Raw genomic sequence first — 13,503 nt, 5'->3', positions numbered from 1 at the left:
CAGCGAGGTGGAGTCATGAGCGAACGCGCGGACGCGGAGCGGCAGGTCGCGCTGACCAAGGGCACCGATGCCACGAATGACCAGGCACCCGGCACCCCTCGGCTCGGCGCCGCCGCCGACCATCGGGCCGCCGCGGAATCGGCAGCACAGCGCCGCGATTTCGACAGCGCGCTGCGTGAACGCTTCCGCGCGGTGCTGCGCGGCCTCGAACAGCGCGGCATGCTGGAAGTGCGGCGCTCGCGAACAGCGCGAGAGACCGCCGACGACGTGACAACCGCGCTGCCGCTCGCGGTCGCCACCGAATTACACCCCGCCGCATACAGTTTCGACGAGGTGGTCTACGGCGGACGCCGGGCCACCGAAGACGAGTATCGCAGGCTCGAATACGCTGACCGGTTCTCCGCGGCCGCGCCGCCGCCCGCACCGGCACCCCCCGAGATCGACGCGGTGAAACATGCGCCGCGGAACAAGCGCCGACTGCCGCCGCTACCGAATCTATTGCGCGACCCCAGATTCTGGGCAGGCTTGGCCGCGACGGCCGCACTGCTGCTGCTGCTCTACGGCGCGCTGCAGTCCTGTGAGGCGCCGACGGCCCCGCCACCACCGAAGGGTCCCCCGGACCTGCCGGACGTTCCGCCGGACGGCTCGTACGACGGCCCCGGCTTCGGCGTGGGTGACGACCCGATCTGGGAGCGGCTGCCCGCACCGGTCTTCTTCGGCGGCTTGCAGTTCCTCATCGCCGCCGCATTGGTGGTGTGGTGGCGGGCACGTCGGCGGGGCGTACTGGTACGCGAACCGCGCCCGGTCGAGGTCGCGGCAAACGAGCTGCTCGCCGGGCAGGCCACGTTGTATCGGCGATCGAAGGACCATGACCACGTCGCCGCGAAACTGCGCGCGGCCACCCTGCGTCGCATCCGGACACCGCTCGGTGTCACCGCTGACACCCCACCGGACCGAATCGTCGGCGTCATCGCCGCGCGCACCGGGGCCGACCCCAACCACATCGCCGCAGCCCTGTTCGGCCCGGTGCCGGATACGGGAACCCTGCGGATAGTCGCCACCCAACTCGAACGGATCGAATCGGAGGTCGGATGAGACACACTCGCGCAGTGCTCATTCGACCGACGGGGTGCGGGAATACCCGCAGAACACAGGAGGTCGGATGACCAGCACCGAGACCAACCACACCCCGACGGCCGAGGAAGCGGTCGCCGCGTTCAATGCGCTGCGCGCCGAGATCGGTAAGGCGGTGGTCGGCAACGACAACGCGATCATGTTCCTGGTGCTCGCGCTGCTGTGCCGCGGCCACGTCCTGCTCGAAGGTGTTCCCGGCGTCGCCAAGACGCTGTTGGTGCGGGCGCTGGCTACGGCGCTGGATCTGGAGCACGCGCGCGTCCAGTTCACCCCGGACCTGATGCCTGGCGACGTCACCGGTTCGCAGATCTACGATCCGCACTCGGCGGAATTCACCTTCCGGCACGGCCCGGTGTTCACCAACCTGCTGCTGGCCGACGAGATCAACCGCACGCCACCGAAAACCCAGTCGGCTTTGCTGGAATCGATGGAGGAGCGGCAGGTCTCGGTGGACGGGAAGCCCCGGCCACTGCCCGATCCGTTCGTAGTTGTCGCCACGCAGAACCCGATCGAGCAGGAGGGCACCTACCCGCTGCCGGAGGCGCAGCTGGATCGATTCCTGTTCAAGGTCGACATCCACCTGCCCGGCCGCGACGACGAATTCCGCATCCTGCAGCGGCATGCCGCGGGCTTCGATCCGCGCGATCTGGTCGCCGCCGGGTTGCGTCCTGTGGCGGGCCCGGCACACATCGCCGCAGCGCGCGCCGCCGTCGCGCACGTGACGATCACCCCTGAGGTACTCGCGTACACCGTCGACGTGTGCCGGGCCACCCGCGCCTCCCCAGCCGTGCAGCACGGTGCGTCGACCCGGGGCGCCACCGCGCTGATGGCGGCCTCCCGTGCGTTCGCCTGGCTCAACGGCCGCGGGTTCGTCACGCCGGACGACGTGAAAGCCGTCGCGGTCGCCGTGCTCCGGCACCGCCTGCATCTGCGGCCGGAGGCGGAGCTGGACGGGGTGACCACCGAGGGCGTGATGGTAGCGCTGCTGCTGTCGGTTCCGGTTCCGGTGTAGCCGTGGTCGTCACCGGTCGGCTGGCCGCCGCGGCAGGAGTCGCGGCGATGTTCGTCACCCTTGTCCTGCCGACCTGGCTGTCCGTGGTCGTGCTGACCTGCGCGCTGGCCGCGGCGCTGCTTCTCGATCTCGGCGCGGTGGGCCGAGCGCGGGATCTGGCGTTGTCCAGGGAACCGCTGACCGTGGTGCGGCTCGGGCGCTCCGTCGAGGTGGAAATTGTCGCGGTGAACACGGGCGCGCGGGTGCTGCGCGGAACGTTGTGGGACGACTGGCCCGACAGCGTGCACACCCGGAACCGGACGCACCGGGTGAATCTTGCGCCGGGCACCAAGGTCCGGTTCCGCACCACGCTCAGCCCGACCTACCGCGGCGACCGGGTCGCGGGCCAGGTCACCGTGCGGCTGCTCGGCCCGTTCGGGCTGGCGGGCAGGCAGACCAGGCACAGCGTGCCCGCCCGGGTGCGCGCGCTGCCCGCGTTCCGCAGCGAACGGCTGCTTCGTTCGAAAGTCAAGCGGCTGCAGCATCTCGAAGGTCGCAACGTGGCCGACCTGCGCGGGCAGGGCACCGAGTTCGACTCGTTCCGCGAGTACGTCGCGGGCGACGATGTGCGGGCCATCGACTGGCGGGCCACCGCCCGCGCCACCGACGTGCTGGTTCGTACTTGGCGCCCGGAACGCAACCGGCACATGCTGATGCTGCTGGATACCGGGCGGATCAGCGCGGGCCGGGTCGGTGCGGGCACCCGCCTGGACGCGAGCATCGAGGCGGCCCTGCTGCTCGGCGGACTCGCGGCCGCCGCGGGCGACTCGGTGGACCTGCTGGCCTTCGACCGGCAGCCGCGCGCCGAGGTGCGCGGTGTCCGCGGAAAGGGCTTGCAGCTGAAGCTGATGCACGCGATGGCGGGAATCATCCCTGCCCTCGTCGATACCGACAGCTCCGGGCTGGTGCGCGCCGCAATCCAGCGGACGTGCCGCCGCAGCCTGGTCGTGTGGTTCACCGTTCTGGACGGTGCAGCGGTCGAGGAGAACCTGCTTCCGGTATTGCCCGTTCTCGCGCAACGTCATCGGGTTCTCATCGTCTCGGTCACCGACCCGGATGTCGCCGCGGCCGCGACCCGTCGCGACACCCTCGCCGACCTCTACGCCGCGGCCACCGCCGAATCCGTGCTCGCCGAACGCGCCTTGGTCCAGGAATCCCTACGCCGCCGCGGGATCGCGGTCGTCGCCGCTCCCCCGGAGCGCCTGCCTGAGGCGCTCGCGGACGAATACCTGGAGCTCAAGCAGTCCGGCGCCATGTAGTCGACCCGCACACCCTCTCGGCCTTCCGACGGCATAGTCCAGGGCATCCCGGCGCGAGCGCCGATGAGCTGGTGCAGTTGGCTAGGAATCCGTTCCGGGCCTCCTGGATCACGCCAGCACGACTGGACGGATTCTTACGCGAGACCGACGATCACATCGCTGCGAACACCTAACTCGCTCGCACCGGGAACGGCGGCGGGAACATCGGCGGCGGCAGCACACGACGCTGTCGCTCGGCGACGATCGCGCCGAGAATCTGCAGCGGCGGATAGCCGGGCGGCGGCGCGACCCGTACCCGCCTGCACACCTCTGCCACGAGAGCTGTGCCCAAGTCGTGTTGTGCGGCGGGGGTCAGCGCGCGGAACCGCGTCAGATACTGCCGCACCGCCAACGCCAGATCCTCCGGCAGCCCGGACAGGTCGAGCTGTGCACTCCAGCCCGTCAGCCACGGCGGCGCGACCGCGAGCGCGGGTGGCGGCAGCGCCCGCTGCGCGTGTACCACGACGGTCCCGGCGAGCACGTCGCCGACGCGCCGCGCGTTGGGCGAGCACATCGAGGTGAGCACCGCGATGGCGCCGAACCCGCCGAGCATCCAGAAGTCGACGACGGCTCCGGCGAGGCCGCGGGTGAGCGCGTGCCGGAAGTCGATGGGTCCGCCGTCCGCTCGCACCACGCGCAGTCCGAGCAGCAGCTTGCCCAGCGTCCGCCCACGTGAAGTGGTCTCACAGGCCACCGGGTAGCCGACCAGGACACCGACGATGGTGACCAGTACGGCCACATCCAGCCAAGCCGAATCCACACCTGTGGGCAGCAGTACCGTCGCGATCAGGAACATGAGGGCGCAGCCGAGTGCGAACTGGACAACCACGTCGATCAGAAACGCGGTGGCCCTGGTGGGGATCCGCGCGATCGGCAGCTCCAAGGCCACCGCTTCGCCGGTTGTGAACTCAGCCATCTCGATAGCATTCTTCCGACCGGCGGTAGTGGGAGGCAACCGAATGGACGTGGACGCGTACAGCTTGGCGCACCGGCGGGCGTGGGAGCGGCTCGACTACCTGTCCAAGCGGAACAAGTTGACCGGCGCGGAGGCAGACGAACTCGTCATGCTCTACCGGCGCACCTCCCAGCAGCTGGCGCGTTTGCAGTCGCACAGCCCTGACCCGGAGCTGATCGCCGGTCTGAGCGCGCTGCTGACCCGTGCGCGCGGCCGAGTGCTCGGGACGAGAGCGGACACCTGGCAGGGGATCGGCCGCTTCTTCACCCACCGCTTCCCTGCGGCCCTGTACCGGGCGTGGCCGTGGTGGGTAGGCGTGGCCGCGGTGTTCCTGCTCGTGTCGGCGAGCCTGGCCGTCTGGGTAGACCGGTTCGATTCTGCGCGTACGGTTCTCGGCATTTCGGACGACACGGCGGACCTCACCGCGCCCGGTGGTGCGTTCGAGACGTACTACTCGGAGCATCCCCATGGAGCGTTCGCCGCACAGGTGTGGACGAACAATGCCTGGGTGACGGCGATGGCCTTGTTCACGGGCGTGTTGATCCTTCCCGCCGCCTACCTGCTGTTCATGAACGCACTGAATCTGGGCGTCTCCGCGGGGTTGATGGCCGATGCGGGGCGGCTGGATTCGTTCTTCGGTTTCATCCTGCCGCACGGCACACTGGAGCTGACTGCGGTCTTCGTTGCAGGCGGTGCCGGGCTGAAACTCGGTTGGACACTGATCGATCCGGGTCGGCTGAGCCGGGTGGAGGCGGTGGCCCGGCAGGGCCGGGCGACCGCGACGGTGGCGCTCGGGCTGGTTGGCGTGTTGCTGGTGTGTGGCTTCATCGAGGGTTTCGTGACGCCGAGTCCGCTGCCTGCACCGATCCGAATCGCGATCGGCTTCACCGCCGAAGCGTTGTTCCTGGTCTATGTGTTCGGGGTCGGGCGCAGCGTGGTCCTGGAACAGGTCGGCGGCCCTACTGACGAGCCGGGCCACTTGTCCACGAGCAATCTCTAGCGAACAACCAGCACACCACGAGTGGAGATGGTTGGCCAATCGGCAGCAGCACAAGGTCACGGATCGGTTTCGATGCCCCCCGGTTGAGTTCCGCTGGCCGCAGCGAGTCGTGCTCGAGCTGCGGCCAGCGTTACCGTCAACTCTACACAACCGTTATCCCTACGCAACCCTCCCCGCCGAGGTCAAGCGTATAAAGCAGCGGGCCAGCAAACGCTGGCGGCACCTCACAATTCCCATAGCCAGCTAACCCGAGGCTTTAGCCGCGACCACCGCCCGGGCAGGCAAACGGCTCTCCGATGAAACCGTCGATACACCCCTCCCCCGAGCACGAAGAGGGTGAATCGGTCTTTTTCCAGAGCATTAGCTACACCGGCGGAATAGACCACTCTATGGTAGCAGTTGTGCGCGCTCACCTGCGCGTTCACCTGTGGTTGATGACGATTGCTGAGTGCCGTACAGATAAAAGCGACCCAAGGTTTGTTTAACGCTCAATAAACAAGATGCACACTCGGCTAAACGAGCCGTTGCCATGCTTGTGTCTTGTCAAGATCGAGAATAACCGGCTGCGAAAGGGTCCATACGCAGCCATCTGAACAGCAGGTGTCAGCACCTCGACCGCAACCATAATCAGGTGTGTGATCTTCGCCTCATCGCCCCTTCAAACCTGGGCGAACCCGCGAAATCGACACCGCAGCACGGCTTCACGAGACCTACGTCACACCCCGTCAACGCGCTGGAGGCCTGCCGACAAACCCTCGATCAACTCTGTCGGCGGGGTGCTCCCGCTCACATCCGCCCTACGCTTCGAGCGACCGACGGCAGACGCGTTCGCTCATCCGGTCCGGCACTGTCCACAGCTGTGCACGTACAGAACTCCACCGCTGTGTACAACGAACCACCGCACTTGCGCATCAATCGACGATGCCGCGATCGACCCTGCGATATCCACAGCCCCCAACTCCCCGGCCATCCCCAGGAACCGTAGTTGCATCAATAATTTTGATCCACACCCATCCCCAAGCCGGTGAATACTTCCCCCGCCGGTCACACGCAGAACCAGAGCCGCGAGCAGGCTCCGGAGTTCCGAATCCCCCGCAGAGTTGTTGCGGACCCCCGGCACTGAATCCCGAAGCCACACACAGAGATATCCACAGCCCTGACCGCCCGTCGGCCGAGACTGCACCGCCGGCTTCCCGGACACGTTCACCGATCGGCGAAGACCGGCAATCCCGAAAGCGCTCACAGTGTCATCCACAGCGTGAACCTGCCGGTATCAGTTCGTCCCGCATCGATTCCGACACCCGGCTCCGCATCACCGTCGAGATCGGCAGCCCCGTCGTAAAGCACGGGCGGCCGATCTCAGCGGACCCGCAGAATTCCGGTGACCGTGTCATAGAGGACCTGGCCTGCGTGCGTGCAGGCGGCGAGGATGGTCAAAGGTAGGCGCATCGTGGCCGTCCTTCGGCTCACGACATCCGAGCTGTCACGCTGAAAATCCATCCGAATCGACCGATCCGGCGTAGCACCGGCCGAATCGATACGATGGCGGCATGAATGGAGTCCGGGCCTGCCTGCTGTCCAGCCTCGCTGGTCAGCTCGGTAACCCGCATGGCGTCCTCGGCAAGGGCGTCGCGTTCGTGCTGAACCGCGGCAACAAGCGCGCCATCGCGGGCGCGGTCGAGGCCGCCGTCGTCGCAACAGGCGGAACGGCCGCCGATATCGGATTCGGTGGCGGCGCAGGGCTTTCGCTCTTGCTGAAGCGCGTCGGCGACACGGGTGTGGTGCACGGCGTCGAGATCTCGCACGACATGCTGGCCCGCGCCCGCTCCGGCCACGCGGCCGAAATCGGCTCCGGCCGACTACGACTCGACGAAGGTTCGCTCACTGCGCTGCCGCTCGCGGACGACAGCCTCGACGCCGCGCTCACGGTCAACACCATCTACTTCGTGGCGGACCTGACCGCGGCCTGTGCCGAACTCGCCAGGGTGGTCCGACCGGGCGGCCGTCTGGTGATCGGGATTGGTGATCCGGACGCGATGGCGAAGCTGCCATTCACGCCCTACGGCTTCACCCTTCGCCCGGTGTCGGACGTGATCGCCGCACTGGAGCAGGCGGGCTGCGTTGTCGAGCACCGACAGTTGGCGCATCCGCCGATCCCACACCATCTTCTCGTCGCCACACCCACGTAGCTACATCAGCGCGCCGCCGTCGACCCGGATCTCGGTTCCGGTCATATAGCGTCCGTCGTCGGAGGCCACCATGGCGACCACCCCGGCGATATCTTCCGGACTGCCGAGCGCCCCGCCGTTGAGCCAGCCGGTCATCCTGGAGAACAGCTGCGGATCGAAACCCTCCGGCTGATCGCGGATGGACTTCGTGGTGATGCCGCTCGTGATACCGGCGGGAACGATGTTCACCGCGCGCAGCCCTTGCTTCGCGTACTCCAGCGCGATCGCATGGGTGAAAGCGTTCACGCCGCCCTTCGACGCCGCGTAGGACGCGAGGTAGGGCGCTGCGCTGAAGGCCGCGGTCGAGGAGATGTTGACCACTACCCCATGCCCGGTGTCCAGCAGCGCGGGCAGCGCCGCCTGGGTCATCAGGAATGTCCCGGTGAGGTTCACCGTGATCACCTGGTTCCACACCTCGAGCGGCATCTCGTGAGTGCGCGCAGGCCGCAGGATGCCCGCCCCGTTCACCAGCACATCCAGGCCGCCGAGGAATTTCAGCGCCTGCCTGGTGGCCGATCCCACCGACTCCGGGTCGGCGACGTTCACCTCGACCGTTCGCAATCGTTCGGTGGCATCGCCTGCCTTCGCCGCGGTGGCCGCGAGGCCCGTCGCGTCGATATCGGCGGCGACCAACTGTGCCCCCTCGTCGAGCAGCCTCAGGGCGATGCCCTGCCCGATGCCGGAACCCGCTCCCGTCACCACCACACGGCGGCCTTCATATCTGCGCATGCCAAGAATTAGAACAGGTTCTCATTGTGAGTCAAGCCACCTCCGTCAGGTCGGCCGGGACCCGGTGCGATTCGGTAGACGGCCTTCGGCAAGCTGTTTCGAGGCCCTAACGACCAGTGACAACCACGCATCGGTCGGAGCAGGATCAACTGGATCTGCCTTTCGGGTTGTCGCCACAGATGGGGGATATAGGCGACGGCCGGTATTCACAACGCTTCACACCACTCCACGGGAATCATTCGCGTGCCAGGAGGTGCAACGATGCGTCGACTCGTCATGTGCTGCGACGGCACTTGGAACACGTTGGGCCAGATGGCGGTGACGAATGCGCGCCGCTTGTACAACGCTCTCTCGGACACCACGAAGGACGGGCAGGACCAGCTGACGCGGTACCAGTCGGGGGTGGGAACCGAGAGCGGTGGTCTGTTCGGCTGGCTGCTGGGGGGAATCGCCGGAGCCGGGTTGTCCGGCAACGTGATGGACGCCTACCACTGGCTGACCACCACTCACCGGCCTGGGGACCGAATCGCGCTGTTCGGTTTCAGTCGCGGTGCTTTTACCGCACGCAGCCTCGCCGGGCTGATCGCGGCGTGCGGGCTGATCCAGACCACCGGCCTGGACGAAGACGAGGTCTGGCGTCAGATCCGGCGTGTGTACCAGCGGTACCGTCTGGGGCAGGACGCCGATCCCGGGTGGAGCGACGGTCTCCGATTCACCTATCAACCGGGGCGGCACAATCCGATTCCGTTGGACTTCGTCGGAGTGTGGGACACCGTCGGTGCGCTGGGTATCCCGGACACCTTCGGCTGGCTCAACCTCCTGGACCCCGCCCGGAGGTATGCCTTCCATGACGTGAAGCTCGACCCGGCCGTTCGCCACGGTCGCCACGCGGTCGCACTCGACGAGCAGCGGGGGCCGTTCACTCCGACGTTGTGGTCCAACCCGGCGCCGGGTCAAGACATCAAGCAGGTGTGGTTCCCCGGCAGCCACATGGATGTGGGCGGCGGGCGCTGGGAGACAGGTCTTAGCGACGGCGCGCTGAAATGGATGATCGACGAGTCACGCACCGCGGTCGGGCTCGAGTTCCGCGAAGATGTGGAGAATCAGATCCGACCCGACGCACTCGGTGTGCTGCACGACGACAACCAAGGCGTCTACGGCTTGCTCGAGCCGTTGTACGAGCCTCTGTTGCGCCCGATACTGGAGTCGTTTATCGAGCCGCGTCCCCGCGCCACCCCCATGATCGACAAGGTCGGGAACAACCCATTGCTGCACTGTTCGGTGTACGAGCGTCACCGGACTCCACCAATCACCAGCGGACCCTACCGGCCCACCCGGACGCTCGCGCCGGGCGAATCCAGCACGGCGAGCGTGTCTGCCCGTGATCCGTGGAACTGGACAGGCCTCTACCTCGAAGCGGGCGAATACACCTTCTCCGCCAAGGGACAGTGGCTGGATCTCGACATCCCGTCCGGGCCCGCGGGCACCACCGGCCTGCGCGTCCGCCTGGGCGAGGCTTTCCGCTTCGCCAGCACACTGATCGGTCAGGGCGAGCGGATCATCCGGCGCCTGACCAGAAGCCCGAGGGCGAACTTCCTGACCCGCCGGGACGAAGGCATGCCGTGGATGTCGCTGATCGGTGTTGTCGCCAACACGATCCCGCCCGAGGGTGCAGAGGCCCCGTACAAAAACATCCCCATCGGCGCAGGCACCAACCACCAGGTATCCCGCTCCGGGTACCTGTACGCGTTCGCCAACGACGCGTGGAGCTTCTACGGGAACAACCGGGGCAGCGTGCAGCTCGAGGTGACCAGGAAGGAGTGACCCGGTCCCCCGTTCGGTTCCCGGACGATCCGAACCAGCCGTAGTTCCACCGCTCGAAGCCTTCCGCGCCCCGTGCGGCGGCCACGTCGGCGGCAACAAAGCGGGCGATGTCGGTCGGATCCTTGCGGCCACCCATCAGGAGGATCCGCTCCGCGCCAAGGCATTTGGTGGCGATACAGCCGCGAGTCCCGCCCGCACGTCACCGATGACAACCATTATTATCGTAACGCTATCTGATGGCACGTTAAATGACGGGAAGGTATCTATGGCGAACGCAAGGATGCTCGGGACCGTGCGTCGAGCGGTGGCCGCGATCCTGATCGGAGGCGCGATGGTGACACCGGCAATCGTCTCGCCCCAACCTATCGTGGCCGTCACCGCAGACCGTTATTCGCACGACCCTGCGGATCGGCGCGGCTACGGTGTGGGAGAGCGCGGAACGAGCAGCAATCACGGCGCGTACAGAGGCCGCAACGAAAGGCCCTGTCAGTACACCCCCGAGGGCGTTTGCACCGGAGGGCGCTGACGATAGCAACACGAAGTGGCAGTCGCGCCACATCGGATTCCTCACTTACCGGCAGAGGCCGGGTAGATGCCGCCTGCGAGGCCCCGCACTGCGCTGGCGGTCAGCTCCTTCACTCGGCCGGAAGCACCGCAACTCCAGGGGTCTCGAGGAACCAGCGGTACGTCTCGTCCTGGGTCAACTCCCTCCGGGCGTTGCGCAGGGAAGTACGGCTGCACATAGACCGGTGTGCCGGGTTCACTGCACAACTGTCGGCAAAGGCGCCGATGTCCACCGCGTCGTAGCCGAGGGCGTTCAGCAGCGCGGCCACCTCGGCCTTGGCAGCTGCGTCGTCGTCAGCGATAGGCAGGGCGCTGCGATCGGCGGCGCCCGAGGGCCGGGCACTGGTGAGCAGGCGACGAAAGTCGATGTTGTTGAACGCCTTGACTACACGAGAGCCGGAGAGGTGGCGCTGCACCAGGGCGCTCGAGGTCAGCTCGGCGGAATCCAGCACGGCGACGCGCCCGTCGCGCTGCGGGTAGTAGTTCATCGTGTCGATGACGGTCTTGCCGGCCAGGTCGGCGGCGGGAAGCCGGTCGTAAGCGTTCAGCGGGATGGTCGCCACCACGAGATCGCCGGCGGGCTCATCGGCGTGGCCACCGACTGGCTCCAGCGCGGATGCCCGCGGGCACCAGTGGAGATGGCCACCCTGACCCGGCCGATCCGCACGGCCCATCACGTCGGCACGCCGTGTGCACAGGTCGATCCCGACGCGCTCGCAGCACCGGCCAGCCGGGCGCCGCGCCACGATCGATGAGCAAGAACGACGCAGATCTCTCTCGATGTGACCGCCTGGCCCGCCACATCGCCGCCTGCGAGAAACTGATGTCGCCGCGACGCGGGAAGCCCGTCTCCTGCATGCGGTTGTCGACTGTACGACAGGTATCGGCGGGTGATTGTCGGCGGCGCGACATCAACAAGTTTCGCTGACCGAAATGGCCGCAGGTCAGAGAAAGCTCTCTGACCTGCGGCCATTTCGAACTACACTGTGGGCGAAGGGGGACTTGAACCCCCACGTCCCGAAGGACACTGGCACCTGAAGCCAGCGCGTCTGCCATTCCGCCACTCGCCCGAGCGACTGAGAGACAGTATCACGCCCCTGCGCCGGACATGAAATCCCCATTTCAGAGCCCTGACATGGGGGCTCGACAGGTGCGGGAACCTGGGGCCACCGCCAATAGTTACAGGTGTGGACGATCGTGGATATCATGCAATGAACGTGGTTGATAAGCGACACGCCATACTCGCGTGTCGTTGTTACGAATCAGGAAAGAGACGCTCACCGAGAGGAGGCCGAGATGGGCATCGTTTCGCGGTTCGAGCGTCGCCTACAGGGCGCCGTCGGGGATGTCTTCGCCAGAGTGTTCGGCGGCAATGTCGTGCCACAGGAGGTGGAAGCGGCGCTGCAACGTGAGGCTGCCGATCACGTCCAGGATCTCGGCGGCGGCCATCTCCTGGCGCCCAACAGTTATGTGATCACGATCAACTCCTCGGATCACCAGCAACTGGATGCCGATCACGACCTCACTACCCGCGCGTTCGCCAAACATCTACAGGATTACATCCGCGAGCAAGGCTGGCAGACCTACGGCGAAGTACACGTGGCGTTCGAGGCATCACCTACGCTGCACACCGGACAGTTCAGGGCAAGTGGCCGCGTCGATCCGGACGTCGGGCACAGAGCCACAGCGGCTCGCGGCCCCGAATCACCGCCACAACGACCTGCAACCCCGCAACCAGGAGCTGGCCCCATGACGCAGAACTCAGGCTACGACCCGAGCCGTGAGCCCGCGGAGTCCGATCCACGCAACCGCGGGTACGCCCCACCGCCTGCTGGTCGCGGCGGTCCGCAGAACGGCGCGTACCGCGACGACTACGGCCGCGGCGGCGGCGCGTACGCAGCGGATTACCAAGCGCCGGACGCTCAGCAGGGGTACGGCGACTACCAGAACGGCTACGACTACCAGCAAGGCGACCGCGGCTACGGCCAGCAGGGGTACGGTGACCCAGGTTACGGCCAGCAGGGGTACGGCGACCGCGGCTACGGCCAGCAGCAGGGCTATGCCGATTCCGGGTACGGCCAGCAAGGCTACAGCGATCCCGGCTACGGCCAGCAGCAGGGCTATGCCGATTCCGGGTACGGCCAGCAAAGCTACAGCGATCCCGGCTACGGCCAGCAGCAGGGCTATGCCGAACCCGGGTACAGCCAGCAAGGCCAGGGCTACGGCCAGCCGGGCTACGCTGAACCCGGCTACGGCGACCAGACCTACGGCGATCAAGGCGGCTACGGCCAGGATGAGCAGGGCGGCTACGGCCAGGCCTACTCGCAGCAGCAGGGCTACGGCGCGCAGCAGGGCTACGGCGGCGGCCAGGGTTACGGCGCCGCGGCCGCGGCCGGTTCGGGCTACTCCGCGACCCTGCAGCTCGACGACGGCAGTGGTCGGACTTACCAGCTACGGGAAGGCAGCAACATCATCGGCCGCGGCCAGGACGCGCACTTCCGGCTGCCGGACACCGGTGTCTCGCGCAGGCACATCGAGGTGCGCTGGGACGGCCAAACCGCGATGTTGTCCGATCTCGGCTCCACCAACGGCACCCTGGTGAACGGTTCCCCCGTGCAGGATTGGCAACTCGCCGACGGCGATGTCATCCGCGCCGGGCATTCCGAGATCCTGATCCGTATCCTCTGATCCCGTAAGCTCGCGGTGCAGGTCACGACATG

The 13,503-nt window shown here is 66.9% G+C and carries 10 protein-coding genes and 1 tRNA gene; 7 read left to right on the top strand and 4 right to left on the bottom strand.

Translation table 11 applies throughout. The features are described 5' to 3' along the window. Positions 1 to 15 precede the first annotated feature (15 nt). The 3 genes from OHB12_RS25230 to OHB12_RS25220 all read left to right on the top strand — a co-directional run bounded on the left by OHB12_RS25230 (position 16) and on the right by OHB12_RS25220 (position 3,444). Entirely contained in the window at positions 16 to 1,095 is a 1,080-nt protein-coding gene (locus OHB12_RS25230) for a DUF4129 domain-containing protein (protein WP_327111292.1), read from the top strand. Positions 1,096 to 1,162: 67 nt separating this feature from the next. Beyond that, positions 1,163 to 2,146, top strand: a complete 984-nt coding sequence (locus tag OHB12_RS25225; RefSeq protein ID WP_327111290.1) for an AAA family ATPase — start codon at positions 1,163 to 1,165, stop codon at positions 2,144 to 2,146. A 2-nt stretch (positions 2,147 to 2,148) separates the two neighbouring features. Further along, on the top strand, positions 2,149 to 3,444 hold the full coding sequence (locus OHB12_RS25220; RefSeq protein ID WP_327111288.1) for a DUF58 domain-containing protein: 1,296 nt from the start codon (positions 2,149 to 2,151) through the stop codon (positions 3,442 to 3,444). Between the two features lie 169 nt (positions 3,445 to 3,613). On the opposite strand, the gene OHB12_RS25215 is transcribed toward OHB12_RS25220, so the two are convergent. Then, complete coding sequence (locus OHB12_RS25215) at positions 3,614 to 4,399, bottom strand: RDD family protein (RefSeq protein ID WP_327111286.1); 786 nt, start codon at positions 4,397 to 4,399, stop codon at positions 3,614 to 3,616. Positions 4,400 to 4,442: 43 nt separating this feature from the next. On the opposite strand from OHB12_RS25215, the gene OHB12_RS25210 reads away from it, so the two are divergent. Both OHB12_RS25210 and OHB12_RS25205 read left to right on the top strand, forming a co-directional pair. Beyond that, a complete protein-coding gene (locus tag OHB12_RS25210; protein WP_327111284.1) occupies positions 4,443 to 5,438 on the top strand; it encodes a stage II sporulation protein M in 996 nt (331 codons plus the stop codon). 1,550 nt (positions 5,439 to 6,988) lie between these two features. Then, entirely contained in the window at positions 6,989 to 7,627 is a 639-nt protein-coding gene (locus OHB12_RS25205) for a class I SAM-dependent methyltransferase (protein ID WP_327111282.1), read from the top strand. Here OHB12_RS25205 and OHB12_RS25200 read toward each other — a convergent pair whose 3' ends face one another. After that, positions 7,628 to 8,395 carry an SDR family NAD(P)-dependent oxidoreductase gene (locus OHB12_RS25200; protein WP_327111280.1) on the bottom strand — a complete coding sequence of 256 codons (768 nt, stop codon included), beginning with the start codon at positions 8,393 to 8,395 and terminating at the stop codon, positions 7,628 to 7,630. Between the two features lie 261 nt (positions 8,396 to 8,656). On the opposite strand from OHB12_RS25200, the gene OHB12_RS25195 reads away from it, so the two are divergent. Then, positions 8,657 to 10,219 carry a DUF2235 domain-containing protein gene (locus tag OHB12_RS25195; RefSeq protein ID WP_327111278.1) on the top strand — a complete coding sequence of 521 codons (1,563 nt, stop codon included), beginning with the start codon at positions 8,657 to 8,659 and terminating at the stop codon, positions 10,217 to 10,219. A 635-nt stretch (positions 10,220 to 10,854) separates the two neighbouring features. On the opposite strand, the gene OHB12_RS25190 is transcribed toward OHB12_RS25195, so the two are convergent. Both OHB12_RS25190 and OHB12_RS25185 read right to left on the bottom strand, forming a co-directional pair. After that, positions 10,855 to 11,346: a hypothetical protein gene (locus OHB12_RS25190; RefSeq protein WP_327111276.1), complete on the bottom strand. Its 492-nt coding sequence runs from the start codon at positions 11,344 to 11,346 to the stop codon at positions 10,855 to 10,857. Positions 11,347 to 11,770: 424 nt separating this feature from the next. Beyond that, a tRNA-Leu gene (locus OHB12_RS25185) sits at positions 11,771 to 11,853 on the bottom strand. A gap of 226 nt (positions 11,854 to 12,079) precedes the next feature. Here OHB12_RS25185 and OHB12_RS25180 point away from each other — a divergent pair. Beyond that, positions 12,080 to 13,471 (top strand): DUF3662 and FHA domain-containing protein, encoded by a 1,392-nt coding sequence (locus tag OHB12_RS25180; RefSeq protein ID WP_327111274.1) that lies wholly within the window; start codon positions 12,080 to 12,082, stop codon positions 13,469 to 13,471. Positions 13,472 to 13,503 lie beyond the last annotated feature (32 nt).

Origin of the sequence: Nocardia sp. NBC_01730 (assembly GCF_035920445.1) — a bacterium.
Classification (GTDB): domain Bacteria; phylum Actinomycetota; class Actinomycetes; order Mycobacteriales; family Mycobacteriaceae; genus Nocardia.
The sequence above is the reverse complement of the archived record's forward strand: the minus strand, read 5'-3'. Positions and strand labels throughout refer to the sequence as shown.

What these genes read in the sequence shown, in the direction of transcription:
- OHB12_RS25205 (WP_327111282.1), top strand. Translation starts at nt 6,989, where the DNA reads ATGAATGGAGTCCGGGCCTGCCTGCTGTCCAGCCTCGCTGGTCAGCTC.
- OHB12_RS25225 (WP_327111290.1), top strand. Translation starts at nt 1,163, where the DNA reads ATGACCAGCACCGAGACCAACCACACCCCGACGGCCGAGGAAGCGGTC.
- OHB12_RS25210 (WP_327111284.1), top strand. Translation starts at nt 4,443, where the DNA reads ATGGACGTGGACGCGTACAGCTTGGCGCACCGGCGGGCGTGGGAGCGG.
- OHB12_RS25195 (WP_327111278.1), top strand. Translation starts at nt 8,657, where the DNA reads ATGCGTCGACTCGTCATGTGCTGCGACGGCACTTGGAACACGTTGGGC.
- OHB12_RS25215 (WP_327111286.1), bottom strand. Translation starts at nt 4,399, where the DNA reads ATGGCTGAGTTCACAACCGGCGAAGCGGTGGCCTTGGAGCTGCCGATC.
- OHB12_RS25230 (WP_327111292.1), top strand. Translation starts at nt 16, where the DNA reads ATGAGCGAACGCGCGGACGCGGAGCGGCAGGTCGCGCTGACCAAGGGC.
- OHB12_RS25180 (WP_327111274.1), top strand. Translation starts at nt 12,080, where the DNA reads ATGGGCATCGTTTCGCGGTTCGAGCGTCGCCTACAGGGCGCCGTCGGG.
- OHB12_RS25200 (WP_327111280.1), bottom strand. Translation starts at nt 8,395, where the DNA reads ATGCGCAGATATGAAGGCCGCCGTGTGGTGGTGACGGGAGCGGGTTCC.